Raw genomic sequence first — 24,479 nt, forward strand, 5'->3', positions numbered from 1 at the left:
CATTCCCCACGGCAGGCCGTTATAGCGGCACGGCTACTCCACCCGAAGGCGCAGCCCCTCCAGGTTGGTGACCGTGATGCCGCCGTATTCGATCTCCAGCAGGCCGGCTGCCTGCAGGCGTTTCAACGCAGCGTTGCAGCGCTGGCGCGACACCCCCGAGAGGTTGGCGATTTCCTCTTGCGAGACTTGCAGGTGCGTGTCGCTGCCCGGGTGCAGCCAGGGGTGGAACAGGCCCGCCAGCGCCCGCGCTACCTGGCTGTCGGTGTCGAGCAGGTGGTGGGCTGTGAAGTTGCCCAGGAACCAGTGCATGCGCTCGTTGATCTGGCGCAGCAGAAAGTGGTCGAAGCTGCGCTCCGTAGCGTGCAGCCATTCAAAGGTCTCCACGGGCATCAGCGCAACCCGGCTGGGGCGCAGCGCAATGATGTCTGCCGTGCGCGGGCTGCCGCGCAGCAGCGTGCCTTCGCCAAACCAGCTGCCTGCCGACAGCCCGCCCAGCGTGACCGAGCGGCCATCGCCCGAGGTTACGGTCCACTTGAGCAGGCCTTCGATGGCGCCGTACCAGTGCACGGGCGTGTCGCCAGTTCTGCACAGTGCGCCCCCCTGGGGGATATCCACCTCGCGCAGCTCGTCGCGCACACGCGCCTGCGCGCCGCTGTCCAGCAGCGGAAACCAGGCCGATGCTGCCAGCAGATCGGCCATGGTAGGGGGAGCCAGTTTGACCAACATGGTGAAGCGTTCTCCTGTGTGCTGCGCCGTTCAAAAACCGACCCACGTATACCCTGAGTCCAAATGTCGTCGGGATGACTGAGTGGACCGGGCCGGGAAAAAATAATCTGCAGCATTAGCATTTTCCGCCAGGCACCGTGATGACCCAACGCAAAGTCAGAGACAACACGTTCCCCGCTTGGGGGTGTGGTCTATCAGCCACCACCACCGCGTTGGTTCACACCTGAGCCGCGCACCTCTTTTCATCACCACGACCAACAAACCAGCAGGAGACACAGGATGATGTACACACGCCGCCACTTCATGAACCAACTGGGCAGCGCCGCAGCGCTGACTGCCTTGTCGCCCCTGGCTGCCCAGGCCCAGGCGCTGGAGCAGGTCAAGGTCTTCTACGGCTTTCCGGCAGGCAGTGCGGGCGACAGCGTGGCGCGCCGGGTGGGCGAGAAGCTGGCAGGGTCGGCCTACACTCGCAACGCCGCAGTGGTCGAGAACAAGCCTGGTGCGGGCGGGCGCATTGCGCTGGAGTCGCTCAAGGGGGCCCCTGCGGACGGCACGGTGCTCACGCTCTCGCCGTTCTCTTGCACATCGATCTACCCCCACATCTACAGCAAGCTGAGCTACGACCCCGTGAAGGACTTTGTGCCGGTGTCGATTGCTGCGGTGATGCACCACGGGCTGGCCGTGGGGCCGCTGGTGCCTGCGTCGGTCAAGACGGTGAAGGATTTCCTGGCCTGGGCCAAGGCCAACCCGGGGCAGGCCAACTATGGGTCCCCCGCAGCAGGCTCCACGCCACACTTCATTGGCGCCCTGCTGGGGCTCAACAACGGGGTGGATCTCAAGCATGTGCCTTACCGGGGCTCCATCCCCGGCGTGACGGATGTGGTGGGCGGCCAGATTGCCTCCATGGTCACGCCCAGCGGTGACTTCATCCCCAACCACAAGGCCGGCAAACTGCGGCTGATTGCAACGTCGGGCCAGGCGCGGTCCCCGTTCTCGCCCGAGGTACCCACGTTTGCCGAGCAGGGTTTTCCGGAACTCACGACCGAGGAATGGTTTGGCTTCTACGCCCCGGCCCGCACGCCCGCTGCCGTGGTGGCGGCCGCCAATGCGACCATCAACGTTGCCATCAAGGAAAAGGCCGTCATCGACAGCCTGGCTGTCGTGGGACTCATCGCCAAGGGCTCAACGCCTGGCGAGATGCAGGCATCCCAGCAGGCCGAGTTTGAGCGCTGGGGCCCGCTCGTCAAGAAGGTCGGTTTCACGGCCGAGTCCTGACTTTTCAAGGAATCCGTCGCATGGATCAGACCGTGAAGCGCGTGGCCGTGGTGGCCACCGGTGTCATTGGCGCGAGCTGGGCTGCCTATTTTCTGGCGCGGGGACTGGACGTGGATGCCTGGGACCCGTCACCGGGCGCGCAGGAGCGCCTGCGCACTGCCGTGGCAGCGCACTGGGAGGCTTTGTCGCGCCAGGGGTTGGCGGACGGTGCCCACCTGGATCGCCTGCGCTGGCATGACCGGCTGGAGGACGCGCTGGCGCAGGCCGACTTCGTGCAGGAGAGCGGCCCCGAGCGACTGGACTTCAAGGTGGATCTGTTTCGCCGCATGGATGCAGCCGCTCCGGCGCATGCCATCCTGGCGTCCAGCACATCGGGCCTGGCCATCACCGACATACAGCAGGCCTGCACGCGGCCTGAGCGGGTGGTGCTGGGCCACCCATTCAACCCGCCGCACCTGATCCCGCTGGTGGAAGTGGGCGGCGGCCAGCGCACCGCGCCCGAGGCCGTGGCGCAGGCGATGGCGTTCTACACCCACATTGGCAAGCGCCCCATTCATGTAAGGCGGGAGATCAAGGGGCACATCGCCAACCGCCTGCAGGCCGCGCTCTGGCGCGAAGCCTTTCATCTGGTGAACGAAGGGGTGGCCAGCGTCAGCGACATTGACACCGCCATTGCCCAGGGCCCTGGCCTGCGGTGGGCGCTGATGGGGCCGTTCATGAACCTGCACCTCTCCGGCGGTGAAGGCGGCATTGAACACTTGCTGGCCCATCTGGGCGGGCCCATCGAGGACTGGTGGCGCGATCTGGGCGCACCGTCCATGGATGCGGCCCTGCGGCACCGGGTGACCGAGGGCGTGGCGCAGGCGCTGGGCGCGCGGCGGGCGGGGGAGCTGGCCCGTGCGCGCGATGCACTGCTGATCGACCTGCTGCGCGCCAAACAAGCATCGGGCGCGCTGGAGTGACCAGCTCTGCCGCCCCACAAAAAAATCTGCGAGACAACAAACACCATGCACCCCGTATTTCTTGACGATGAAGACCAGATTGCGCCACCGCGCACGCTGCGCATGTCTTTTGATGATGGCTCGTTCACGCTGCGCTCGCCCGAGGCCCTGCGCCCCTATGCCCGCTGCGTGGGCGAGTGGCTGGAGCGCTGGGCCCGCGAGACCCCTGACACGTTGGCCCTGGCCGAGCGCGATGCAGGTGGTGAGCAATGGCGGGGCCTGAGCTACGCACAACTGCGCCGTGACGTGGGTGCGGTAGCCCAGTCGCTGCTGGACCTGAAGCTGCCTGCCGGGCGTCCCATTGCCATCCTGTCCGACAACGCGGTGGACCACGCGGTGCTCATGCTGGCGGCCATGCACGTGGGCATCACGCCTTGTTCCATGTCCAGTGCCTATGCACGCTCTCAGGACCCCAGCCGCCTGCACAGCATGCTGGCGGTGCTGGGGCCCAGCCTGGTCTATGCCTCCGATGCACGCGTCTACGCGCCCGCCCTGGCGGGCTATCGCGGCGAGGTGGTGAAAGTCTTCAGCCGCCATGCCGACAGCTGTGCAGGCGCGCTGGCGTTTGAGCAATTGCAGCGCGGGCAGGAGACGCCTGCCGTGCGCGAGGCGTTTGAAGCGCTGGAGGCCGATGGCCATGCCAAGTACTTGCTGACCTCCGGCTCCACGGGGCGGCCCAAGGTGGTCATCAACACGCACCGCATGCTGTGCGCCAACCAGCAGATGATGGCCCAGACCTGGCGCTTTCTGGCCCATGAAAAGCCGGTGCTGGTCGATTGGCTGCCCTGGAGTCACACGTTTGGCGGCAACCACAACCTGCACATGGTGCTGTGCCATGGCGGCACGCTGTACATCGACGAAGGCCGGCCGGTGCCGGGAATGATCGAAAAAACCGTGCGAAACCTGCGCGACGTGCAGCCCACCATGCTTTTCAATGTGCCCCGGGGTTTCGACATGCTGCTGCCGTTCCTGGAGGCCGATGACGCCCTGGCAGCGCAGGTGCTGGCGCGGGTGCGCCTGGCCTTTTATGCGGCAGCCGCGCTGGCCCCCTCCACCTGGCAGCGGCTGGAGGCGCTGGCCCACCGGGTGCGCCCCGCAAAGCCGCTGTGGCTGACCACCTCGTGGGGCGCAACCGAGACCGCCCCCGCCGTGACCACCGCCCACTGGCGCCTGGAAGGCGCGGGCTGCATCGGGGCGCCACTGCCGGGGGTGGAACTCAAGCTGGTGCCCAATGGCGGCAAGCTGGAGATGCGGGTCAAAGGCGTTTCGGTGTTTGCGGGCTACCGCCACGCGCCCAGCGAGACAGCCGCCGCCTTCGACAGCGAGGGCTTCTACCGCATTGGCGACGCAGGCTATCTGGCCGACGCCGAGCGACCCGAGCGGGGTGTGGTGTTCAACGGGCGTGTGGCCGAGGATTTCAAGCTGTCCAGCGGCAGCTGGGTGTCGGTGGGCACGCTGCGGGTGGAGCTGGTTTCGCAGCTTGCGCCGCTGGTGCAGGACATCGTGCTCACGGGCCACAACCGGGACGAGGTCGGGATGCTGGTGTTTCCGTCGGCAGCGGGTATGGCCGATGGATCCAGGTTGGAAGAGGCCTTGCGCGCACTCATGCGTGCGCGGCGCAATGCAGGCGCGGGGTCTTCACAATGCCCCACGCGGGCGCTGGTGATGCGGGAGCCGCCCGATGCCGATGCGGGTGAGATCACCGACAAGGGCTATATCAATCAGGGGGCTGTGCTGTCACGCCGCGCAGCAGCGGTGGCTGCGCTCTACGCCGAACCCGCTGCTGCGGGAGTGATTACCGGCTGATCGCCCGGGGCGAGGGGCGGGGTGTGTGCATGGGGCTGATGGCCCCATGCACGCAGGCCGGTAGGGCCTGCGAGAACCCAAGGCCTTATCAGGCCGTTGCGTCCTTGAGCTTCTTCAGCGCACGGGTCTTGATCTTGACCGATGCGGGCTTGGCAGGGAACCAGCGCTCTTCACCGGTGAAGGGATCCTTGCCGAAGCGCTTCTTCTTAGCAGCGACTTGCTGCAGGCCAATCTTCAGCACGCCGGGCAGCGTGAATTCGCCAGAGCCCTTCTTGTGCACCGAGCCCAGGATGGCGGCTTCGAGTGCTGCCAGCACGGCCTTGGCAGCCTTGGGTTCCACGCCCGACTGCTCGGACAGGTGGGCCACCAGCGTCGTCTTGTTGAAGGCCGTCTTGATGGGCTTGAGCACTGCGGGTGCCGCAGCTGCGGGCTTGGCAGCGGGTGCTGCAGCCTTCTTGGCTGGGGCTGCCTTTTTGGCGGCGGGTGCAGCGGCCTTGACGGCGGCTTTCTTTGCGGGTGCTGGAGCTTTTTTTGCAGTTGCCATGATTGTTTCTTCGTTGGTTTGGATTGCGATCGGCCCTCTTCAATTTGTCGAGCGCCTGCGTGATTTTAGGTGCGAGAACGCTTCGGCCGATAGAGGGCATGCCCTGCCAACGCCTGAGGCTTCTGTGTGGCCCGTGCAGAGGGGCCAACGGACGGGTTGCTGTGGGTGTGGAGTTGCCGGTGCCAAGCTGCCTTCGGGATGCGCGCAGGCCACTGTTCCGAGGGCTGCGCTGGCATGAGCAGCCTGACCGCAAAGGCCGGGCAACCGGTCGCCAGACACGCCTTCATACAATCCCCGCAGGCCGCAGCGCGCAGGGGTGGCCCTTTTTTGTGCCGCCTGGTGTGGCCTTCTTTCTTGGGCCTGGTTTCTGCAAAGCGTTTGTTTGTTCATGCAACTCAGTCGAATGCTCCACCTGCTGGGGGCCCTTGTTCTTGTGGCAACGATGGTGCTGGTGGGGCGCATGGCCACCACCGAATGGCAATCCGTGCACAAGGCATCGGCAAGCCTGCGCTTGCTGGAGCAATTGCAGCGGGGGCTGGTGGTGGTGGAGATGGTGTCGCGCGAACGCGGGCCCACCAACGGCGCATTGGGCGATGCCCTGCCCATGGCCCAGCCGCGAGCCCAGGCACTGCAAGAGGCGCGCGAGCGCACCAACCAGGCGTTCGAGGCTTTGCTGCAGTCCGTGGCGGGCGCGCCCCGTTCCACGGCAGACGGCATTCATCTGGTGCAGAGCCTGCAGACCGCGCGCGGTGCGCTGGCGCAGGCCCGTGCGGGCGTGGACCGGGTGCTGGCGCTGCCGCAGCCACAACGCTCGGCAGAGGCCATCCGCGACGCTGTCTATGGCATGGTGGCCGTGGTGCCCCTGCTGTCGCCTGTGACCAATGCCCTGGCCAGTGCGGCGCAGCAGGCCTACCCCGCGCTGGGCGACGATGTGCAGGGCGCACGGCTGGCGGCGGCGCTGCGGGAGTACGCGGGCCTGCTGGGCTCGCACTTCACGGCCGCCGTGGTCAAGGGCCAGCCGTTTTCCCCGGCAGAGCGCCGCGCCATCGATGAGACGCGGGGGCGCATTGCGCAGCTGCGCTCGCTGGTGGAGCTTCGGCTGCAGCTGCCTGACGAAGCCCACGAAGTGGCGCAGGCGTGGAGCACTGTCGAGGCGCGGTACTTTGGCGTGGCGCAGGCGCTGCTGGCCAAGGTGCTGGAAGAGGGCGATGGCGGCGGCCACTATGGCCTGTCGGCGGCCGAGTTCGCGGCCTTGTATGTGCCTGAGATGAACCCGATTCTGGGGCTGCGCGACGCGCTGCTGGCCCAGGCCCGCGAACGCGCGCAGAAGGAGCACCAGCGCGCGCTGCGTGTGCTGGTCTGGGCGCTGGCGGGCTCGGGGGCGCTGCTGCTGGTGCTGAGCAGCGCGCTGTATGTGATCCAGCACCGCGTGCTGCAGCCATTGGCCCAGACCACGCGGGCACTGAAGGCGCTGGCCAGCAACGATCTGCAGGCGCCTTTGCCCGTGCCCCTGGCGGACGATGAAATGGCGGCCGTCATCGGCGCGGTGCGCGCGTTGCAAAGCCAGACCCGGCGGCGCCAGGACCTGGAGCGTGAACGCGACCTGCTGATCGAACAGCTCAGGGAACAGTCCGAAACCGACTACCTCACCGGCCTGCCCAACCGCCGGGCCTTCATCACGCAGGCGCGCACCGCCCTCGCGCAGGCCACGCGCTACGACATCGACATGGCCCTGCTGGTGCTGGATGTGGACTGGTTCAAGCAACTCAATGACAGCCTGGGCCATGCAGCGGGCGACAAGGCGCTGCTGGCGGTGGCCGATGTGGTGCGCAGCGAGCTGCGCGAGGGGGACCTGGCAGCGCGTTTTGGCGGGGAGGAATTCGTGCTGCTGCTCAGCCACTGCACCCGCGAGCAGGGCCTGCAGTTTGCCGAGCGCCTGCGTGAGAAGGTGGCTGGGGCGCAGGTGCTGGGCTCGGCCGACCCGGGCGTGCGTGTGACGGTGAGCCTGGGGATTGCGGACTCGGCCCATTGGGGCTGGGGGCTCGATGCCCTGATCTCCGCCGCCGATGCGGCGATGTACCAGGCCAAGAACGCGGGGCGCAACCGCGCGGTGGTGGCGTCAGCGTCGGCAGATTGAGCCTAGGCCCGGCCTGTTCAGTGGTGGTGAATGGCGGTCTGCTGCCGCTGGCGCCACTGCTGAAAGCGCGAACGCTGCAGCGCCAGCAGCTCCACCAGACCCCAGGCCAGGGCGCACACCAGCATGCCCCGGCCCACGGCCCAGCGGTAGGCCTCAGTCCTGCGCGGCGGCCGGGGCATCGTCACAGGCCCATTCGTGGGTGCGGGGCAGGTCAAAGCTCAGCCAGCCCCCTTCGTCAAACAGCTCATCCAGCAGCCGTTGCAATCCGAGCAATTTCCAGAGCATGGTGCGCCTCTCTCGTGGTGGGGTGAAGGGAGATCGTGGCGATCTGCCGGGCAAGGTACCGCCTTTGTGTGACGGTTTTGCGTCGGTTCGCATGAACCCAACAGGTGCACCACCGCGTGCTCTGTGGGCCCACCTGGGGGCGCTGGCGGGCGCTATCCTCGTGCGTCGAGACCCCGGCATTTCCTTACAACCCTCTCACTCACACGCCCCGCAACATGCTGCCCGAGCTTCTGGCGCTGGAAAAAATCCTGGAGCAGGGCGCGCCCCACCTTGATGTGCAGGTGGTGCGACAGGTGCAGGTGGCCTCGGGCGAGCGGTTTCCGGTCTACGCCATTGGCGTGGGCAACCCGGCGCTGGATGTGCCTGCCGTGGGCTTCTTTGGCGGTGTGCACGGGCTGGAGCGCATCGGGGCCGAGGTGGTCATTGCCTACCTGCAGAACGTGGTGATGCGCCTGCAGTGGGACACCACCCTGCACCGGCAACTGGAGCAGGTGCGCCTGGTCTTCATGCCCATCGTCAACCCCGGCGGCATGTGGTCGGCCACGCGGGCCAACCCGCGTGGTGTGGACCTGATGCGCAACGCCCCGGTGGACGCCGTGGACCGGGTGCCCCTGTGGGTTGGCGGGCAGCGGGTGAGCGCGGGCCTGCCCTGGTACCGGGGGCGCCTGGGCGACCCCATGGAGGCTGAGAGCCAGGCGCTGTGCGAGGTGGCCACGGCCCAGTTGCTGGCGCGGCCCTTCAGCATGGCGCTGGACTGCCATTCGGGGTTTGGTGTGAAGGATCGGCTGTGGTTTCCGTTTGCACACACGCGCAAGCCCATTGCGCACCTGGCCGAGCTGCATGCGCTGCAGGAGATCTTCTGGCAGGCCCACAGCCACCACCAGTACATCATCGAACCGCAAAGCGCGCAGTACCTCGCGCATGGCGACCTGTGGGACCACCTGTACCTGTTGGCCTGCCAGACCCGGCCCACGCACACCTTCCTGCCGCTCACGCTGGAGATGGGCTCGTGGCTGTGGATCAAGAAGAACCCCCGGCAGCTGTTCTCGCGCAACGGCATCTTCAACCCGCTCATCAACCATCGCCAGCAGCGCGTGTTGCGGCGGCACCTGTCGCTGCTCGACTTTCTGGCGCGCGCGGCCTGCAGCCATGCGCGCTGGGCGCCCGCACCCGATCAGCGCGTGCAGCGCCGGGCCGACGCGCTGGCGGCCTGGTACTGAAATGGAACACCCCCTGAGTTGCTTCGCGCCTTCACTCTCTCTCATATTGCTTCGCAATCTGGGAGGGGGCGCTGGCCTTGACCGCGCCAGTTTCATCCGCTGCGGGTGGTGCGCAGCGCTATGGATAACGGAGAAGAAAGAGAAAGGCCCCTAGCACCATGCGCCAATGGATCCTGCTGCGCGGCCTGACCCGCGAAACCGCCCACTGGGGCGGCCTGGTGGCCGACCTGCAGCAGGCGCTGCCCGGGGATGCCGTGCTGGCGGTGGACCTGCCCGGCAACGGCCATTGGCATCACCGGCCATCGCCCGCCACGGTGCAGGGCATGGTGCAGGCCTGTCGTGCCGATCTGGCCGCGCGGGGACTGGCCCCGCCTTACCACCTGCTGGCCATGTCCCTCGGGGCCATGGTGGCGGTGGAGTGGGCGCGCGCGGCCCCCGATGAAATTGCCAGCGGCGTGCTGGTCAACACCAGCCTGCGCCCGTTCAGCCCGTACTATCACCGGCTGCGCCCGCACAACTACAGCGCCCTGCTGCGCCTGGTGCTGTGGCCCCGCGCGCCCGAAGTGATGGAGCAGCAGGTGCTGGCCATGACCAGCAACCTGGCTGCAGAGCGCGCCCCGGTGCTGGCGCACTGGGCGGCTGTGCGCCAGCAACGGCCGGTGTCGGCCCTGAATGCGCTGCGCCAGCTGCTGGCCGCCGCGCGCTACCGGGCACCGGCCATGGCGCCCCGGCCACCCCTGCTGCTGCTGGCCAGCCGTGACGACCCATTGGTGTCCAGCGCCTGCTCGCAAGCGCTGGCCGCTGCGTGGAACCTGCCCCTGGTGCTGCACCCCTTTGCAGGCCACGACCTGCCGCTGGACGACCCGGCCTGGGTGGTGGCGCAGGTGCAGCAATGGGCAACACGCCCACCGCTGCCGTCGCCCGGCGCGCCGGTTATGGCTGCTTGAACACCACGGCGTCCAGGGCCATGGCGCGGATGCTCTCGGCTGCCGCATCGGCCTGCGCGCGGCTGTCGTAAGGGCCCACGCGCACGCGGATGCGCCGCCCCTTGGCGTTGTTCAGCTCCTGGCGGAAGGCGGGCAGGCCCTCGTTGAGCAGCCGCGCCTGGGTCTTGCGCGCATTGGCCTCTTCAGCAAACAGGCCCACGTTGATGTAGTAGCCCGCCGCCGTGCCCACGGTGGGGGCTGGCGTGTCGCTGGCCGCCGTGGCCGGTGCCTTGGGTTTGGCGGGGGCGCTGGCGCGGCTGGCTGCCTCGCGCCGTGGGGCGGGCGTGCTGGCGGCAGGGGCTGTGGGGCTGGCGGTGGCTGATGCGCGGCTGGATGGTGTGGATGAGGCTGCCTTGCCTGGTGTGGGGCTGGGTGCGGCCGCCTTGCTGGCGGCGGTAGACGCGGGCCGTGCCGCAGTGGTGGGCTCGGCCGGTGGCGGCGCCGCCTTGGACGGCGCTGGTGCCGAGGCCTTGGAGGCACTGGGCGCCTGGGCCGGTGCTGCAGCCGCCTGCGCCGCTGCAGGGGCGGGCGCCGGGCTGGGCCGCGATGCGGCCACCAGTGGCGCTGCGGGTGTGGAGGCTGCCACAGGGGTGGGTTCGGGGGCGGGGGTGGGCGAAGGCTCTTCGGTCGCCGCAGGTTCCACCTGGCCCGTGGCTTGTGGGTTGGCCTGCGGGGGCGCTGCCGGGGTGGCTGCCGACGACGCTGCCGTGGCCGCCGCGGTGGCCTGGGCCACGGTCACGGCGGGCTCCAGCGCCAGGGGCTTGGTGTCGGACGGCGACCAGACCAGGTAGGCGATCAATGCGGCCACGCCCAGCGCCCCATTGGCCAGCACCACCATCTGCAGGCGCTTGCGCGAGCTGGCCTGCTTCTCTAGCAGGGCGCAGGCCTCGGGCACGGTGCGCGAGGCGGCCAGCGCACGGGCAATGCGCTTGCGGATGTCGGTATACAGGATGGCGTTGCCATACAGCCCCGGCACAGCAAAGGCCAGCACCGCAAACGCGCCCAGCACGCCCAGCTCCACGCCGGGCGGCCAGTTCAGAAAAGACCGGCCGATGCCAAACACGATCAGGGCCAGCCCCTCGGCCGCCGCCACATACACCAGTGCGGCGCTCCAGAGCTGGCGGAACACCATCCAGTTCAGCGTGGCCAGGCAGGCGGCCCAGTTCCAGGTGGTGGTCGTGCGGCCGGTGCTGTCAAAACGCTCGAAGACCGCCAGGTAGTAGTCGGTGTTGACGGGCCCCAGCGCCAGCCGGGACAGCGCGGTCATGGCGTTGTCGGACGGGGAGTCGAGCGACATGGCCGGAATGATGGAGGCGACAGGGTCCGTGTGGTCGAGCATGGGCCGATTCTGTCACGCGCCGCCGAGCGTGCCACTGGGGTTGGGCGCAAGGCGCCACGCTGTTGCGGCGTCGCCGCACAGGGCGCCCGCCACCTTACGCTGCCCACCCCGGGCGGTGGGCGTGCAGTCAGGGATTTCTACCCCGTTTCAGCGCCGGAATATTGAAAAATAGGCCGTATCCGCGCATCCAGTATCGATTGTTTGCTATCGAAAATATAGTAATTCAGCCGCAGGCACGGCCCCGCTCAGCCGCCCCGCACCATGGCCATGACCTTGGCTGCGTCCAGCGTGGCGGCCTTCTGCTGGATCTGCGGCAGGTACTGCGACTGCATCTGCTTGGCGGGCCCCAGCAGGCTCTGGAAGGTATCGCGCAGCATGGCCGTGCTCATCACGCGGCCCCCGGCGTAGTAGCGCTTGGCCACCTGGCCCAGCGCATAGGTGGTGGCAAACGAAAACGCCATGCCCGTGGCGGCGCCGCCCAGCCCACCGACCGTCCGGCCCGCCACCTTGCCCAGCAGGCCGCCCAGCAGCTTGCGGCCAAACTGCTCCAGGTACTGCGATGTCATGCCCACGCCCGCAGCGGCGATGAACTCCTTGATATGGCCCTGGTCCAGCTCCACCCCGTGCGCTTTGCCAATGCCGTACACCATCTTCACCTGCAGCGGGATGATGGCCATCGACGCCCAGGACTGGGGCAGCAGCTCCAGCGCGCCGTTGAGCAGCGCGTAGTTGAGGATGGATTTGTCCAGCTCGGCATCGGCCGGGCCGGGGGGCGCGGTCGTGGTCGGGGTGACGGCAGAGGCCGGTGCAGCGGCGGCATAGGCCGCAGCGCCCGCAGCCCCCCAGGGCGTGGCCGAGGGGGCGGATTTTTCCGCCACGTCCACCAGCGCATCGGCGTCGTGCTCAAACGCCGCTGTCTGCTGCGCACCCAGCTGCAGCGCGGCCTTGAGCGTGGCCAGAAACTGCGCCTCCGCCGGTGTCTGCCGCCCATCCACATCACACACGCACACGGCCATTTCATAGGCCAGCTGGCGGTGGGCCGGGTCGCTCAGCCCTGCGGCGGCGGCCTGCACGTTGGTGCGCTTGAGCAGCACGTCCTGGTAGATGCGCGGCAGATCGGCCATGCCACCGTCGCCCGCGAGTGACTGGGCGATGCGGCGAATTTCCTCGCGCTCGGCGTCGTCCTTGGTGCCGTCTGCAAAAGCGGCCAGCAAGGCAATGGTGAGGATGGATTTCTGCTGTTCGGTGTTCATGCGGTCGGGGCCCTGGGGCCGGTGGGGAGAAGCTGTTCCGCAGCAGTGCGCCAGGGCGGCTGCATGCTGCGGGGCGGGTGTGGGGTTCAGATGCAGTCTAGGCCGCAGGCTTTCAACGCCACAGCGTGTGGGGAATTGCCGGAATCTGGTAACCCGCTGTATCGTGTCCGCGCCGGAGGCCGCAGCCGATGCGGGTTTCTCCTTGCGTAGTTGATCGACTGTGCGCTGCCGCCAGGTTTGCATACAGTGGTTGCCTTGTTCCAAGAAGGAGACACGGCATGCGACAGGCAGTGACAGCAAGTGGGGCGGGCCACCGTGCCCCGGCGCGGGGCACACCATGAACATCGCCCACCTGCTGCGCCGCAGCGCGCAGCTCTACCCCACCCGGCCCGCCGTGCTGCAAGGCGATCAGCTGCTGCTCACCTACCAGGCGCTGGGCGCCCGCACCGCCGCGCTGGCGGCGTGCCTGTGCGAGCGCCACGGCGTGTTGCCCGGTGACCGCGTGGCCATCTACGCCGCCAATGCGCCCGAATACCTGGAGGCGCTGCACGCCATCCTGTGGGTGGGCGCCGTGTCCGTGCCCGTCAACTACAAGCTGCACGCCAAAGAGCTGGCCTATGTGCTGGCCGACTCGGGCGCACGCGTGGTGCTGGTGTCTGATGTGTTGTTGGCCGCCGCACACGAAGCCGGGGCCGACCTCGCCCACACGCTGGTGCTGGGCTCCGAGGCCTACCAGGCCGCAGTGTCGCACGCCCCCATGCCCGTGTGCGACCGCGCGCCGGGCGACCTGGCCTCGCTGTTCTACACATCAGGCACCACCGGCCGCCCCAAGGGCGTTATGCAGACCCACCGCAACCTGCTGGCCATGACGGCCTGCTACTTCACCGATGTGGACGACGTGCTGCCCGGCGACGCCATGGTCTACGCCGCACCCATGTCGCACGGCGCGGGCCTGTACAACTACGCCCAGGTGCTGCGCGGTGGTCGGCATGTGGTGCCGCTGTCCGGCGGCTTCGAGCCCGCCGAACTGGTACAGCTCGCGGCCAGCGTAGGCCAGCTCACGCTGTTTGCCGCGCCCACCATGGTGCACCGCCTGGTGGACCATGTGCGCGCCACGGGCGCCGACGTGTCGGGCTTCAAGACCATTGTCTACGGCGGAGGCCCCATGTACGCCGACGACCTGCGCAAGGCCCTGGCCGTGATGGGCAACCGCTTTGTACAGATCTACGGCCAGGGCGAAAGCCCCATGACCATCACCGCCCTGCAGCGCGCACAGCTGGCTGACCGCGACCACCCGCGCTGGGCCGAGCGCATGGTGTCCGTCGGCGTGGCGCAGTCGCTGGTGGAAGTGCGCGTGGTCGATGCTGCGGGCCAGCCCCTGCCCACCGGCGAAACCGGCGAGGTGGTGGTGCGCGGCGACACCGTGATGCCCGGCTACTGGAACAACCCCACCGCCACGGCGCAGACCCTGCGCGACGGCTGGCTCAACACCGGCGACATGGGCGCGCTGGATGCGGATGGCTTTCTCACGCTCAAGGACCGTTCCAAGGACGTGATCATCTCCGGCGGCAGCAACATCTACCCGCGCGAGGTGGAAGAGGTGCTGCTGCTCCACCCCCAGGTGCACGAGGTGGCCGTGGTGGGCCAGCGCGATGCGGAATGGGGCGAGGTGGTAGTCGCCTTCCTCGTCGCGGGCGAGGGCGGGGCGGTGGCGGATGCGGCGCTGGATGCGCTGTGCCTGGAACACATTGCGCGGTTCAAACGGCCCAAGGAATACCGGTGGGTGGAGGCGCTGCCGAAGAACAGTTATGGGAAGGTGTTGAAGACGGAGCTGCGGGGGATGGGGTGTTGAGCGCTTCTTGCTGCGGTTGCTTCTTCCTGCAATGTGCAGTAGGTGGAATGATTCGGTGGCGCCGAGTTACTGGGTCACCAAGGTAGAGACGCTCGAACGAGGCTGACAAGTGAACCAACGACAAGCGCCATAGCAAGTGCTGCGAAGCAGCCAAGAATAAGAGTCCCATCTATCCCAGGATGATCGGCTCGAAACTGTTTCAGACGGCCGAATAAGTTGTCAGGAGTTCCATCGACAGGTTTGCGTAAGACATATTTGCCTGGGCGCCAAGCTTCCAGAAAAAGAGGGGCGGTAAGGATGGCAGGAATGCATGCGCCAGCGGCTGCCTTGAACTCACCCTTGATGAGAAGAAAGAGAGCAAGACCTCCGAAAGCACTCACGACAACGAACACTAGCGCTCTGACCCAACTATGCACAGCCTTCTCCTGATGACGCAAAGCGCATACATACTGCGGAACGCAGGCATCACGCTTCGCCGCGATAGTAAACCCGCCATCCCCACGGTTAACTCACCCCGCCTACCATCCCCTCTTTGCCCGTAGGAACCCCTCCCATGCCCACTACCCTCAAAATCGATTTCGTCTCCGATGTCTCCTGCCCCTGGTGCATCATCGGCCTCAATGCGCTGGAGCAAGCAGCGGATCGGTTGAAAGGTGAGGTCGCTCTGGACCTGCACTTCCAGCCCTTCGAGCTGAACCCGCAGATGGCGCCCGAGGGCCAGGACATTGGCGAGCACCTGCAAGAGAAGTACGGCGCCACGCCCGAGCAGAGCCAGAAGAACCGCGAGGCCATCGCGGCGCGCGGGGCGGCGCTGGGGTTTACCTTCAGCATGGACAAGCGCAGCCGCATCTACAACACCTTTGATGCGCACCGGCTGCTGCACTGGGCCGAAGAAAAGGGCGTGCAGCCTGCGCTGAAGAAGGCGCTGTTCAAGGCGTATTTCACCGACGGGCAGGACCCGAGCAACCACGAAGTGCTGGTGCGTGTGGCGGGCGAGGTGGGGCTGGATGGGGCCGAGGCGCGTGCGCTGCTGGCTTCAGACCGTTACACAGACGAGGTGCGCGAGCGCGAGCAGTTCTATCTGCAAAACGGTATCCATTCGGTGCCCGCCATCATCATCAATGAGCGCCACCTGATCCAGGGCGGGCAGCCGGTGGAGGTGTTTGAGCAGGCGCTGCGTCAAATTGCCGCGCAGGGTTGATGCTATATATTTAATAGCTTATAAGGCATGATGGACGCGCGGTGAAGGCAATTTTTAGTCGTAAAAAAGGGGCCAATGGCCCCTTTTTTTGATGGTGAGTCCAGCCCCCGCCTCGCCTCGCCTCACTTGCGCAGCGGGATGGCGGTGGCGCGGTCCACTGGCACGGCGGTCACGCTGTTTTGCGGTGAGCCGTCGATGAGCTTTTCGGAGTAGGTGAGGTAGACCAGGGTGTTGCGTGGCGCGTCCACCATGCGCACGATGCGCAGGCGCTTGAACAAAATGGACATGCGTTCGCTGAACACTTCTTCCTGCTGCTTGAGTGGTGCAGGGATGTGGATGGGGCCGACCTGGCGGCAGGCAATCGATGCCTCGGCGCGGTCTTCAGCCAAACCCAGCGTGCCCTTGATGCCACCCACACGGGCGCGCGAGACATAGCAGGTCACGCCTTGCACGGCGGGGTCGTCGTAGGCCTCGACGATGATGTCGTGGTCGCGGCCGATCCACTGGAAGGCGGTGTCCACCGTGCCGATTTTTTCGCCCGTCGCTGCCTGCGCCGTGCCTGCTACGCCCACCCAGGCGCTGGTGGCGGCAAGGGCCAGCAGCGCCGAGGTGGCTGCTTGCTTGAGGGCCTTCACGCAGCGGCCCCGGCTTCGGTGCAGCGCTGGGCCAGGTGGGCCAGGGCTTCTTCGACCTGGTCCACCAGCACCAGGCACAGGTCGCCGGGTTGCAGGCGGGCCAGTGCGGTGTCGATGGCGATGAATTCGCCACGGATCTCTTCCACATGCGTGGTGCGGGGCGCACCTGCCAGGCCTTCGCGCAGCAGGGCCATCACTTCACCATCGGCGCGGCCACGCTGGGCGGCGTCCTGGTACAGGATCACGTCGTCAAATGCGGCGCCCAAAATCACGGTCTGCTCGCGGATGTCTTCATCGCGCCGGTCGCCCGCGCCGCTGATGACCACACTGCGGCGGTTGCCAGGCAGCGCGTCCACGGCCTGCACCAGGGCGCGCATGGCGTCGGGGTTGTGGCCGTAGTCGGCAATCACCGTGGCACCCCGGTAGTCCATGATGTTGAAGCGGCCGGGGGCGTTGTCGCTGTCGTTCACAAAGCCCGACAGGCCCCGGCGGATGGTCTGCCAGGGCATGCCCACGCCCCAGGCGGCGCCCACGGCAGCCATGACGTTCTCGACCTGGAAGCCGATCTTGCCGTTGCGGGTGATGGGCACGTCGCGCAGGTGGATGGTCTCGCGCCACGAGCCTTCGGAGGCCACGATGGAGTCACCATCCACGTACACGGTACGGTGGCCCTGGGCGCGGTGCGTGACCATCACGGGGTGGTGGCGGTCGCTGGCGAAATAGATCACCTTGCCGGGGCAGGCCGAGGCCATGGCGGCCACGATGGGGTCGGCGGCGTTGAGCACGGCGTAGCCCGTGGGGGCCACGTTCTGCACGATCACGCGCTTGAGCACGGCCAGGTCTTCCACCGTGGTGATGTAGTTCAGGCCCAGGTGGTCGCCCGCGCCGATGTTGGTGACCACGGCCACCTGGCAGCGGTCGAAGCCCAGGCCTTCGCGCAGGATGCCGCCCCGCGCGGTTTCGAACACGGCAGCGTCCACCTCAGGGTGCAGCAGCACGTTGCGGGCGCTCTTGGGGCCGCTGCAGTCGCCGCTGTCGATCTGGCGGCCGTTCACGTACACGCCGTCGGTGTTGGTCATGCCCACGCGCAGGCCCTGTGCAGTGAACAGGTGCGCCATCAGGCGGGCGGTGGTGGTTTTGCCGTTGGTGCCAGTCACGGCCACGGTGGGGATGCGGCCGTCGTCGCCATGGGCGTACAGCTTGTCCACCATGGCCTGGCCCACGTTGCGAGGCTTGCCGTAGCTGGGTGCCAAGTGCATGCGCAGGCCGGGGGCAGCGTTCACTTCGACAAAGCCGCCGCCTTGTTCTTCGAGCGGGCGCAGCACGGTCTCGGCGACCATGTCCACGCCGCAGATGTGCAGGCCCACCATCTGGGCGGCGGCCACAGCGCGGGCTGCGACTTCGGGGTGCACGTCGTCGGTCACGTCGGTGGCAGTGCCGCCGGTGGACAGGTTGGCGTTGTTGCGCAGGATCACGCGCTGGCCCTTGGGCGGCACGGAGTCGGGCGTCAGGTTCTGCATGGCCAGGCGGGCCACGGCGATGTCATCGAGGCGGATCTTGGTCAGCGAGGTGGCGTGGCCCTCGCCACGGCGCGGGTCCTGGTTGACCACCTCCACCAGCTGGCGCACGGTGTGCTCGCCATCGCCCAGCACCTGGGGCGGTTCGCGGCGCGCGGCGGCCACCAGCTGGTCGCCCACCACCAGCAAGCGGAAGTCGTGGCCGGGCAGAAAGCGCTCGACCATCACGGTGCCGTAGTCGGCGGCGTTCTTGTAGGCTTCTTCGAGCTGCGCGCGGTCGGTGATGTTGACCGTCACGCCCTTGCCCTGGTTGCCGTCCTGCGGCTTGACCACCACGGGCAGGCCGACCTTGAGGGCCACTTCCCAGGCTTCGTCCACGCTCTCGACTGGCTTGCCCAGCGGCACGGGCACACCGGCGGCGTGCAGCAGGCGCTTGGTCAGGTCCTTGTCCTGGCCGATAGATTCAGCCACGGCGCTGGTCGAATCGACCTCGGCCGCCTGGATGCGGCGCTGCTTGGAACCCCAGCCAAACTGCACCATGCTGCCGCGTGTGAGGCGGCGGTAGGGGATGCCCCGGGCCACGGCGGCCTCGACGATGGAGCCGGTGCTGGGGCCCAGGCGCTCGTCTTCGTCCAGCTCGCGCAGCTCGGCGATTACGGCGTTGGCGTCGAAGCTGCCGTTGCCCAGTGCGGCTTCGATGAGCTGCTGCGCGTATTCAAACGCCTTGCGGCCCACGGCTTCTTCGCTGTATTCGACGACCACCTGGTACACGCCCGCGTCGGTGGTGGCGGTGGTGCGCGCAAAGGTCACCGGGCAGCCTGCCTGCGCCTGCAGGGCGAGGGCGGCTGTCTGCAGCACATGGGCCAGCGACACATCGCCGCCGCCGGTTTCGGGGTGCAGTGCGCCGATGGCAGGGAACAGGGCGCGCAGCCGGGCTTCAAACCCTGCCATCTGGCCCACGGCACGCTCGGTTTCCGAACAGGCCACCACGGCCTCGATGGCCATGTGGCGGCTCCAGAGGTTGGGGCCACGCAGGGCCCGGGTGCGGGATACATCCATGGGATTTCTTTCAGTAGTCGTCGGGGCTCGTGGGCCGCGTTCCAGTCGAAGGCGTGTGTGGCTGTGCGGGGGAGGCGTCAGGCGGGCAGCTCGGGCTCGAAGGTCTTGATGCCTGCGCCGATCAGATCCGGCGCAATGTCCAGCGCCCAGGCGGTGCCCACAGCGGCCAGCAGGGCCTCGGTGTCGGGCACCACGGCGTTGCGGCCGAAGGTGAGGTCCGCCAGGGAGCCCAGCACATGTTCGGCACTGCCCGTGGCCAGTACCACGTGGCCGTTTTTCACGAACACGGCGCGGCCGTTGTCCTTGGCGCGGTGCTCGGCGATGGCGGGCAGCGTGCCGTCCTGCGCATACATCACCACGTCGCCGTCGGACAGCGGGGCCAGGTCGGCCACCTGGGCGATGGCGGCGTTGAGCACGGCAGCGCCTTCGGCCAGCACCACGTCCACCTGGGTGCGCATCACCTTGGTCATCTGGTCCTGCTCATGCACGTCGAATTCGGCCAGGGTTTCCACGCCGTCCATGTCGGTCACCACGCCCACCTGGCAGCGGTCGTAGGCCAGGCCGTCGCGCAGGATGGTGCGTGCGTCGCTTTCGATCACGGCGGCCTGCACCATCTTGTTCATCAGCAGGCGGTGAGCGGCTTCCCAGTGGGCGCAGTCGGTGGCTTCCACGCGGCGGCGGTCCAGGAACAGGCCGTCGCGGCAGGCCAGGCCGGTGTGGTGGCCGCTCAGGTGCAGCAGCCAGGCCACCACGCGCGAGATAGTGGCGGTGTTGCGGGTGCCTGCGACGCCCACCAGGGGGATGCGGCCTATGCCTGCAGATCGGCCTTCATCGTCGCCTTCGGAGGGAAACAGGTGCTCGGCAATCGCCTGGCCCACGGGGCGGGGCGCGCCCACGGCGGGCTTGAGGTGCATCAGCAGGCCGGGGCCTGCGTTCACTTCCACAATCGCGCCGCCCTGGGTGTGCAGGGGCTTGGAGATGTCGCGCGCCACCATGTCGATGCCCGCGATGTCCAGACCCACGACCTTGGCGGCCAGCTGGGCGATGTAGGCCACCTCGGGGTGCACGTCGTCCGTGCAGTCCACGGCCACGTTGCCATTGCGCTGCACCACCACCTGGCGGCCTGCAGCGGGCACCGAGTCGGCGCCCAGGTCCTGGCGCTTGAGTTCGAGCTGCACCTTGGTGTCGGTGGCCAGGTCGATGATCTCCAGCGGGTACTCTTCTTCGTAGCCCCGGCGCGGGTCGGAGTTGAGCTGGCTGTCGATGAGTTCCTTGACCGTGGAGCGGCCATTGCCGGTGATGCTGACCACCTCGCCGCGTGCGGCAGCCACCACCTTGCCGCCCACCACCAGGATGCGGTGTTCGTCGCCGGGGATGAAGCGCTCGACCATCACGTCGCTGCCCTCGGGGTAGGCCACGTGGTAGGCGGCCTCGATGTCTTCCTGCTTGCGCAGGTCCAGCGTCACGCCCCGGCCGTGGTTGCCGTCGGACGGCTTGACCACCACGGGCAGGCCGATGTCCTGCGCGGCTTCCCAGGCTTCTTCGGGGCTGTTGACCACCTGGCCTTCGGGGATGGGCACGCCGCAGGATTGGAGCAGGCCCTTGGTCAGGTCCTTGTCGCTGGCGATGCCTTCGGCGATGGCGCTGGTGAATTCGGTCTCGGCCGTCCAGATGCGGCGCTGGCTGGCGCCGTAGCCCAGCTGCACCAGGTTGCCGTCGTTCAGGCGGATGTGGGGGATGCCCCGGTCGGTGGCTGCGGAGACGATGCAGGCGGTGCTGGGGCCGAGGTACTGGTCGTCCACCTCGGTGCGCACGCGGGCCACGGCGGCGGCCACGTCGAAAGGCTCGTTGTTGATGGCCGCCATGATGAGCGCATGGCCCTGGGCCAGTGCCACGCGTGCCACGCTCTCGTCGCGGGCGCGGAACACCATGCGGTACACGCCGCGCTGGGGGGTGCTGCGTGTCTGGCCAAAGCCGGTGGGCATGCCCGCCAGGTTCAGCAGTTCAATGACGATGTGTTCCAGCACATGGCCGCACCAGGTGCCTTCCTGCAGGCGCTGTAGGAAGCCGCCGCGCTCGCCCACGCCGCAGTGGTGCTCGATCAAGGCAGGCAGCCAGGCAGTGAGGCGGTCATTGAAGCCGGGGATGGTGTTGGAGGGGTAGTCCTCCAGCTCGCCCAGGTCCAGCCAGACTTCCAGGACCGGCCGGTAGGTCCAGATATTGGGGCCCCGCAGGTAGTTGATGCGAAGCAGTTGGATGTCGTTGAGTTTCGCCATGGAGTGCAGCGGGTGTGTTTCCGGCCTGGTAAGGGCTTTGCGTGGAAAAAGGGACGAAAAGGGGGAAGGGAACTTTGCTGGACGATGATTGTGCGCCAGTCCGGGGGCTGTACGCAGTGTCAGCCAAATGGCCGCCGCAGACGTTACAGCTGGATGCCGTCGCACCGTGGCGTGCAGTATCGGTGAGAATTCTCGCTTTCGCGAGGTGGGCCAACACAGGCCGCCGGTGACGGAAAACCCAACCAAAAATGCAACATCACCATTCTGTGGACGCCTCGGGTGTCTTTTCTGGCCCTGTGGGGGCCGATCTGCGGGCCATGCTCGCTTCCAAAGAGAACGTGCTGGCTGCACTGCAGGTTGACCTGAGCACGGCACTGCGGTTTGCCACAGGGTGGGTGGTGGTGACTTCCGAACGGCTGCTGGCCTGCGACCCGGGCACCACGGCTTGGCGCAGCTGGCCCCTGGGTGAGGGCCTGGCGCTCAAGCTGCACGACCACGGCGGTGTGGGTTCCCTGGAGCTGCACAACCCCGGCGAGCGCCTGGCCTTGTGGCGATTTACCCTGGCGCACCATGCCCAGGCGCTGCGCCTGGTGCAGCGTTTCGAGCAGCAAAGCGCGCGGGGTGACAGCGGTGCGGCGGACGAAGCCGACGAGCCCGCCTGCCCCACCTGCCATACCCCGCTGCCGCCCGACACCGATGAATGCCCGGCTTGCGCCCGCGCCCAGCCGCCGCAGACTTCCACTTGGGTGCTGCTGCGCCTGTGGCGTTTTGCCCACCCCTACCGCAAGCAGCTGGCGGCCGGGTTTGGGCTGACGCTGGCGTCCACCGCCGCCACGCTGGTGCCGCCCTACCTCACCATCCCGCTGATGGACGACATCCTGATTCCGTTCCAGAACGGGCAGAAGATTGATCCAGGCCTGGTGATGCTGTATTTGGGCGGGCTGCTGCTGTCGGCGCTGCTGGCCTGGGGCCTCTCCTGGGCGCGCACTTACATATTGGCGCTGGTGTCCGAGCGCATTGGCGCCGACCTGCGCACCACCACGTATGAGCATTTGCTGCGCCTGTCGCTGGACTACTTTGGTGGCAAACGCACGGGCGACCTGATGGCGCGCATCGGGTCGGAAACCGACCGCATCAACGTGTTCCTGTCGCTGCACGCGCTCGACTTCATCACCGATGTGCTGATGATCGTGATGACGGCGGCGATTCTGTTCTCCATCAACCCGTGGCTGGCGCTGGTCACGCTGGTGCCGCTGCCCTTCATCGGCTGGATGATCCACACCGTGCGCGACCGCTTGCGCACCGGGTTCGAAAAGATCGACCGGGTGTGGTCTGAGGTCACCAACGTGCTGGCAGACACCATCCCCGGCATCCGCGTGGTGAAGGCATTCGCCCAGGAAAAGCGCGAAGCCCAGCGTTTCCGCGACGCCAACCAGCACAACCTGGAAGTGAACGACAAGCTCAACAAGACCTGGAGCCTGTTCACGCCCACGGTGTCGCTGCTGACCGAAATCGGCCTGCTGGTGGTGTGGGCGTTCGGCATCTGGCTGGTGTCGCGCAACCAGATCACGGTGGGCGTGCTCACGGCCTTCATCGCCTACATCGGGCGTTTCTATGGCCGGCTGGATTCGATGAGCCGCATCGTCTCGGTCACGCAAAAGGCCGCCGCTGGCGCCAAGCGCATTTTTGACATCCTGGACCACGTGAGCAACGTGCCCGACCCCGCCCAACCCGTCAAGGTGGACAAGGTGCAGGGCGCCATCAGCATGCAGGGCGTGGGCTTCCGCTACGGCAGCCGCGCGGTCATCAAGGGGCTGGATCTGGACATCCGCCCCGGCGAGATGATCGGCCTGGTGGGCCACAGCGGCTCGGGCAAGAGCACGCTGGTCAACCTGATCAGTCGTTTCTATGACGTGAGCGACGGCTCCATCCAGGTCGATGGCATCGACATCCGCCGCTTTGCCGTGGCCGACTACCGCCGCCACATCGGCCTGGTGCTGCAGGAGCCTTTTCTGTTCTTCGGCACCATTGCCGAGAACATCGCCTACGGCAAGCCCGAAGCCACGCGCGAGGAAATCGTGGCCGCGGCCCGCGCCGCCCATGCGCACGAGTTCATCCTGCGCCTGCCGCATGGCTACGACTCGCTGGTGGGCGAGCGCGGTCAGGGCCTGTCGGGCGGCGAGCGCCAGCGCATCAGCATTGCCCGCGCGCTGCTGATCGACCCGCGCATCCTGATCCTGGACGAGGCCACCTCGGCCGTGGACACCGAGACCGAAAAGGAAATCCAGAAGGCGCTCGACAACCTGGTGCAAGGCCGCACGACGATTGCCATTGCCCACCGCCTGTCCACCCTGCGCAAAGCCGATCGGCTGGTGGTGATGGACCGGGGCGAGGTGGTGGAAGTGGGCCCGCACGACGAACTGATGGAAAAACAGGGCGCCTACTGGCGGCTGTACGAAGCCCAGGCCCGCCGCGCCGAAGAAGACGCGCAGGCTGCGGGCGTGATCATCGACAGCAGCCTGCTGCACCCGGCCCACCCTGCGGGCAACCCCTGAGACACCGCGAGCGCCCTGCCATGAATGCATCCCTGACCCCATCGCCTGCCCCTTCTTTCCAGCTGGCCCGCAACCCGCATGGCCGCCTGGTTCTGACCCTGGCCGATGGCACGGCGCATGAAGGCGTGACGCCCGTGCGCGCCTTTCCCATCGCCGCGCCCGGCGAGGGCCTCTCGCTGGTGGGTGCGGACGGCCACGAACTGCTGTGGATTCCCCGGCTGGAGCAGGTGACAGGCCCGACCCGGCAGCTCATCGACGAGGAGCTGGCGGTGCGCGAGTTTGTGCCCACTATCGAAAAAATCATTGCGGTGTCTAGCTTTTCGACACCCAGCACCTGGCAGGTGGAGACCGACCGGGGCCCCGCCAGCCTGGTGCTCAAGGCCGAAGAGGACATCCGCCGCCTGGGCGGGCGCACCCGGCTGCTGATCGCTGGGGGAGACGGCATGCAGTTCCGCGTCAAGGACACCACCGCGCTGGACCGGCACTCGCGCAAGCTGCTGGAACGTTTCCTCTGACCGGCCCGGGCCCTGCAGATCCTCGGCAGCGGCCCCTTTTCCTCGCATTTCCCCTGCGCTGACAGCCTCCGGGCGTTCCGCGGGGCGTTGCCACAGAGCGTCAAAACCACAGGCACAGGCCGTGGTTGTGCTCGTTCGCGCGCTCAATCAGCAGTTTTGCTCTGGATCAGGCTGCTCCATGGTCCAAAGATCTGCTGAAAACTAAGTGAAAACCCTGAATTTGGGTCAATCGGTGAAAAAGACCTAAATTTCCCCTTCTTTTTGCCGTTATGAATTACGAAGACGTCGGAAAACCCT

19 protein-coding genes are annotated in these 24,479 nt (G+C 67.3%); 10 read left to right on the forward strand and 9 right to left on the reverse strand.

The window, feature by feature from the left end:
- Positions 1 to 33: 33 nt before the first annotated feature.
- Positions 34 to 726, reverse strand: coding sequence for a Crp/Fnr family transcriptional regulator (locus AvAM_RS03515; protein WP_137745787.1), 693 nt, complete (start codon positions 724 to 726; stop codon positions 34 to 36).
- Positions 727 to 1,008: 282 nt separating this feature from the next.
- Here AvAM_RS03515 and AvAM_RS03520 point away from each other — a divergent pair, with 282 nt between their 5' ends.
- The 3 genes from AvAM_RS03520 to AvAM_RS03530 are packed head-to-tail and all read left to right on the forward strand — an operon-like array spanning position 1,009 to position 4,808.
- Positions 1,009 to 2,001 carry a Bug family tripartite tricarboxylate transporter substrate binding protein gene (locus tag AvAM_RS03520; RefSeq protein WP_137745940.1) on the forward strand — a complete coding sequence of 331 codons (993 nt, stop codon included), beginning with the start codon at positions 1,009 to 1,011 and terminating at the stop codon, positions 1,999 to 2,001.
- Between the two features lie 20 nt (positions 2,002 to 2,021).
- On the forward strand, positions 2,022 to 2,963 hold the full coding sequence (locus AvAM_RS03525; RefSeq protein WP_137745788.1) for a 3-hydroxyacyl-CoA dehydrogenase NAD-binding domain-containing protein: 942 nt from the start codon (positions 2,022 to 2,024) through the stop codon (positions 2,961 to 2,963).
- Positions 2,964 to 3,008: 45 nt separating this feature from the next.
- Entirely contained in the window at positions 3,009 to 4,808 is a 1,800-nt protein-coding gene (locus AvAM_RS03530) for a feruloyl-CoA synthase (RefSeq protein ID WP_137745789.1), read from the forward strand.
- Between the two features lie 88 nt (positions 4,809 to 4,896).
- On the opposite strand, the gene AvAM_RS03535 is transcribed toward AvAM_RS03530, so the two are convergent.
- A complete protein-coding gene (locus AvAM_RS03535) occupies positions 4,897 to 5,352 on the reverse strand; it encodes an HU family DNA-binding protein (protein WP_137745790.1) in 456 nt (151 codons plus the stop codon).
- 388 nt (positions 5,353 to 5,740) lie between these two features.
- Between AvAM_RS03535 and AvAM_RS03540 the strand changes: the two genes are divergently transcribed.
- The gene (locus tag AvAM_RS03540) at positions 5,741 to 7,489 is read left to right on the forward strand and encodes a diguanylate cyclase (protein WP_137745791.1); all 1,749 of its coding nucleotides are present in this window, start codon (positions 5,741 to 5,743) and stop codon (positions 7,487 to 7,489) included.
- Positions 7,490 to 7,506: 17 nt separating this feature from the next.
- Here AvAM_RS03540 and AvAM_RS25595 read toward each other — a convergent pair whose 3' ends face one another.
- Both AvAM_RS25595 and AvAM_RS26005 read right to left on the reverse strand, forming a co-directional pair.
- Entirely contained in the window at positions 7,507 to 7,668 is a 162-nt protein-coding gene (locus AvAM_RS25595; protein ID WP_171012128.1) for a hypothetical protein, read from the reverse strand.
- Positions 7,643 to 7,774 (reverse strand): hypothetical protein, encoded by a 132-nt coding sequence (locus AvAM_RS26005; RefSeq protein ID WP_283202031.1) that lies wholly within the window; start codon positions 7,772 to 7,774, stop codon positions 7,643 to 7,645. The genes AvAM_RS25595 and AvAM_RS26005 overlap by 26 nt, the downstream gene beginning before the upstream one ends.
- A gap of 215 nt (positions 7,775 to 7,989) precedes the next feature.
- Here AvAM_RS26005 and AvAM_RS03545 point away from each other — a divergent pair, with 215 nt between their 5' ends.
- Together AvAM_RS03545 and AvAM_RS03550 are read left to right on the forward strand one after the other, a co-directional pair.
- The gene (locus AvAM_RS03545) at positions 7,990 to 8,994 is read left to right on the forward strand and encodes a M14 family zinc carboxypeptidase (RefSeq protein ID WP_137745792.1); all 1,005 of its coding nucleotides are present in this window, start codon (positions 7,990 to 7,992) and stop codon (positions 8,992 to 8,994) included.
- Between the two features lie 158 nt (positions 8,995 to 9,152).
- Positions 9,153 to 9,941: an alpha/beta fold hydrolase gene (locus AvAM_RS03550; RefSeq protein ID WP_137745793.1), complete on the forward strand. Its 789-nt coding sequence runs from the start codon at positions 9,153 to 9,155 to the stop codon at positions 9,939 to 9,941.
- Here the strand turns inward: AvAM_RS03550 and AvAM_RS03555 are convergent.
- Complete coding sequence (locus AvAM_RS03555) at positions 9,928 to 11,319, reverse strand: SPOR domain-containing protein (RefSeq protein ID WP_137745794.1); 1,392 nt, start codon at positions 11,317 to 11,319, stop codon at positions 9,928 to 9,930. The genes AvAM_RS03550 and AvAM_RS03555 overlap by 14 nt on opposite strands.
- A 245-nt stretch (positions 11,320 to 11,564) precedes the next feature.
- The gene (locus tag AvAM_RS03560) at positions 11,565 to 12,917 is read right to left on the reverse strand and encodes a YcjF family protein (RefSeq protein ID WP_307722876.1); all 1,353 of its coding nucleotides are present in this window, start codon (positions 12,915 to 12,917) and stop codon (positions 11,565 to 11,567) included.
- Here AvAM_RS03560 and AvAM_RS03565 point away from each other — a divergent pair.
- Entirely contained in the window at positions 12,910 to 14,424 is a 1,515-nt protein-coding gene (locus AvAM_RS03565; RefSeq protein ID WP_137745796.1) for an AMP-binding protein, read from the forward strand. The two genes, AvAM_RS03560 and AvAM_RS03565, sit on opposite strands and share 8 nt — an antisense overlap.
- Before the next feature lie 553 nt (positions 14,425 to 14,977).
- A complete protein-coding gene (locus tag AvAM_RS03570; protein WP_137745797.1) occupies positions 14,978 to 15,625 on the forward strand; it encodes a DsbA family oxidoreductase in 648 nt (215 codons plus the stop codon).
- Between the two features lie 122 nt (positions 15,626 to 15,747).
- On the opposite strand, the gene AvAM_RS03575 is transcribed toward AvAM_RS03570, so the two are convergent.
- From AvAM_RS03575 to cphA (AvAM_RS03585), 3 genes are all read right to left on the reverse strand, one after another.
- Complete coding sequence (locus AvAM_RS03575) at positions 15,748 to 16,227, reverse strand: CreA family protein (protein ID WP_137745941.1); 480 nt, start codon at positions 16,225 to 16,227, stop codon at positions 15,748 to 15,750.
- Positions 16,228 to 16,256: 29 nt separating this feature from the next.
- Entirely contained in the window at positions 16,257 to 18,836 is a 2,580-nt protein-coding gene (gene cphA, locus AvAM_RS03580; protein WP_137745798.1) for a cyanophycin synthetase, read from the reverse strand.
- 77 nt (positions 18,837 to 18,913) lie between these two features.
- Entirely contained in the window at positions 18,914 to 21,112 is a 2,199-nt protein-coding gene (cphA, locus tag AvAM_RS03585) for a cyanophycin synthetase (protein WP_137745799.1), read from the reverse strand.
- Positions 21,113 to 21,360: 248 nt separating this feature from the next.
- Between cphA (AvAM_RS03585) and AvAM_RS03590 the strand changes: the two genes are divergently transcribed.
- A complete protein-coding gene (locus tag AvAM_RS03590; RefSeq protein WP_137745800.1) occupies positions 21,361 to 23,667 on the forward strand; it encodes an ABC transporter ATP-binding protein in 2,307 nt (768 codons plus the stop codon).
- A 20-nt stretch (positions 23,668 to 23,687) separates the two neighbouring features.
- Positions 23,688 to 24,182 carry a DUF1854 domain-containing protein gene (locus AvAM_RS03595; RefSeq protein ID WP_137745801.1) on the forward strand — a complete coding sequence of 165 codons (495 nt, stop codon included), beginning with the start codon at positions 23,688 to 23,690 and terminating at the stop codon, positions 24,180 to 24,182.
- Positions 24,183 to 24,479 lie beyond the last annotated feature (297 nt).

This window comes from Acidovorax sp. NB1 (assembly GCF_005405905.1).
GTDB lineage: Bacteria > Pseudomonadota > Gammaproteobacteria > Burkholderiales > Burkholderiaceae_C > Acidovorax.

Bases quoted from the DNA above. Each gene is read 5' to 3' on its own strand.
- AvAM_RS03515 (WP_137745787.1), bottom strand. From the start codon at position 726: ATGTTGGTCAAACTGGCTCCCCCTACCATGGCCGATCTGCTGGCAGCA.
- AvAM_RS03520 (WP_137745940.1), top strand. From the start codon at position 1,009: ATGTACACACGCCGCCACTTCATGAACCAACTGGGCAGCGCCGCAGCG.
- AvAM_RS03525 (WP_137745788.1), top strand. From the start codon at position 2,022: ATGGATCAGACCGTGAAGCGCGTGGCCGTGGTGGCCACCGGTGTCATT.
- AvAM_RS03530 (WP_137745789.1), top strand. From the start codon at position 3,009: ATGCACCCCGTATTTCTTGACGATGAAGACCAGATTGCGCCACCGCGC.
- AvAM_RS03535 (WP_137745790.1), bottom strand. From the start codon at position 5,352: ATGGCAACTGCAAAAAAAGCTCCAGCACCCGCAAAGAAAGCCGCCGTC.
- AvAM_RS03540 (WP_137745791.1), top strand. From the start codon at position 5,741: ATGCAACTCAGTCGAATGCTCCACCTGCTGGGGGCCCTTGTTCTTGTG.
- AvAM_RS25595 (WP_171012128.1), bottom strand. From the start codon at position 7,668: ATGCCCCGGCCGCCGCGCAGGACTGAGGCCTACCGCTGGGCCGTGGGC.
- AvAM_RS26005 (WP_283202031.1), bottom strand. From the start codon at position 7,774: ATGCTCTGGAAATTGCTCGGATTGCAACGGCTGCTGGATGAGCTGTTT.
- AvAM_RS03545 (WP_137745792.1), top strand. From the start codon at position 7,990: ATGCTGCCCGAGCTTCTGGCGCTGGAAAAAATCCTGGAGCAGGGCGCG.
- AvAM_RS03550 (WP_137745793.1), top strand. From the start codon at position 9,153: ATGCGCCAATGGATCCTGCTGCGCGGCCTGACCCGCGAAACCGCCCAC.
- AvAM_RS03555 (WP_137745794.1), bottom strand. From the start codon at position 11,319: ATGCTCGACCACACGGACCCTGTCGCCTCCATCATTCCGGCCATGTCG.
- AvAM_RS03565 (WP_137745796.1), top strand. From the start codon at position 12,910: ATGAACATCGCCCACCTGCTGCGCCGCAGCGCGCAGCTCTACCCCACC.
- AvAM_RS03560 (WP_307722876.1), bottom strand. From the start codon at position 12,917: ATGTTCATGGTGTGCCCCGCGCCGGGGCACGGTGGCCCGCCCCACTTG.
- AvAM_RS03570 (WP_137745797.1), top strand. From the start codon at position 14,978: ATGCCCACTACCCTCAAAATCGATTTCGTCTCCGATGTCTCCTGCCCC.
- cphA (WP_137745798.1), bottom strand. From the start codon at position 18,836: ATGGATGTATCCCGCACCCGGGCCCTGCGTGGCCCCAACCTCTGGAGC.
- cphA (WP_137745799.1), bottom strand. From the start codon at position 21,112: ATGGCGAAACTCAACGACATCCAACTGCTTCGCATCAACTACCTGCGG.
- AvAM_RS03590 (WP_137745800.1), top strand. From the start codon at position 21,361: ATGCAACATCACCATTCTGTGGACGCCTCGGGTGTCTTTTCTGGCCCT.
- AvAM_RS03595 (WP_137745801.1), top strand. From the start codon at position 23,688: ATGAATGCATCCCTGACCCCATCGCCTGCCCCTTCTTTCCAGCTGGCC.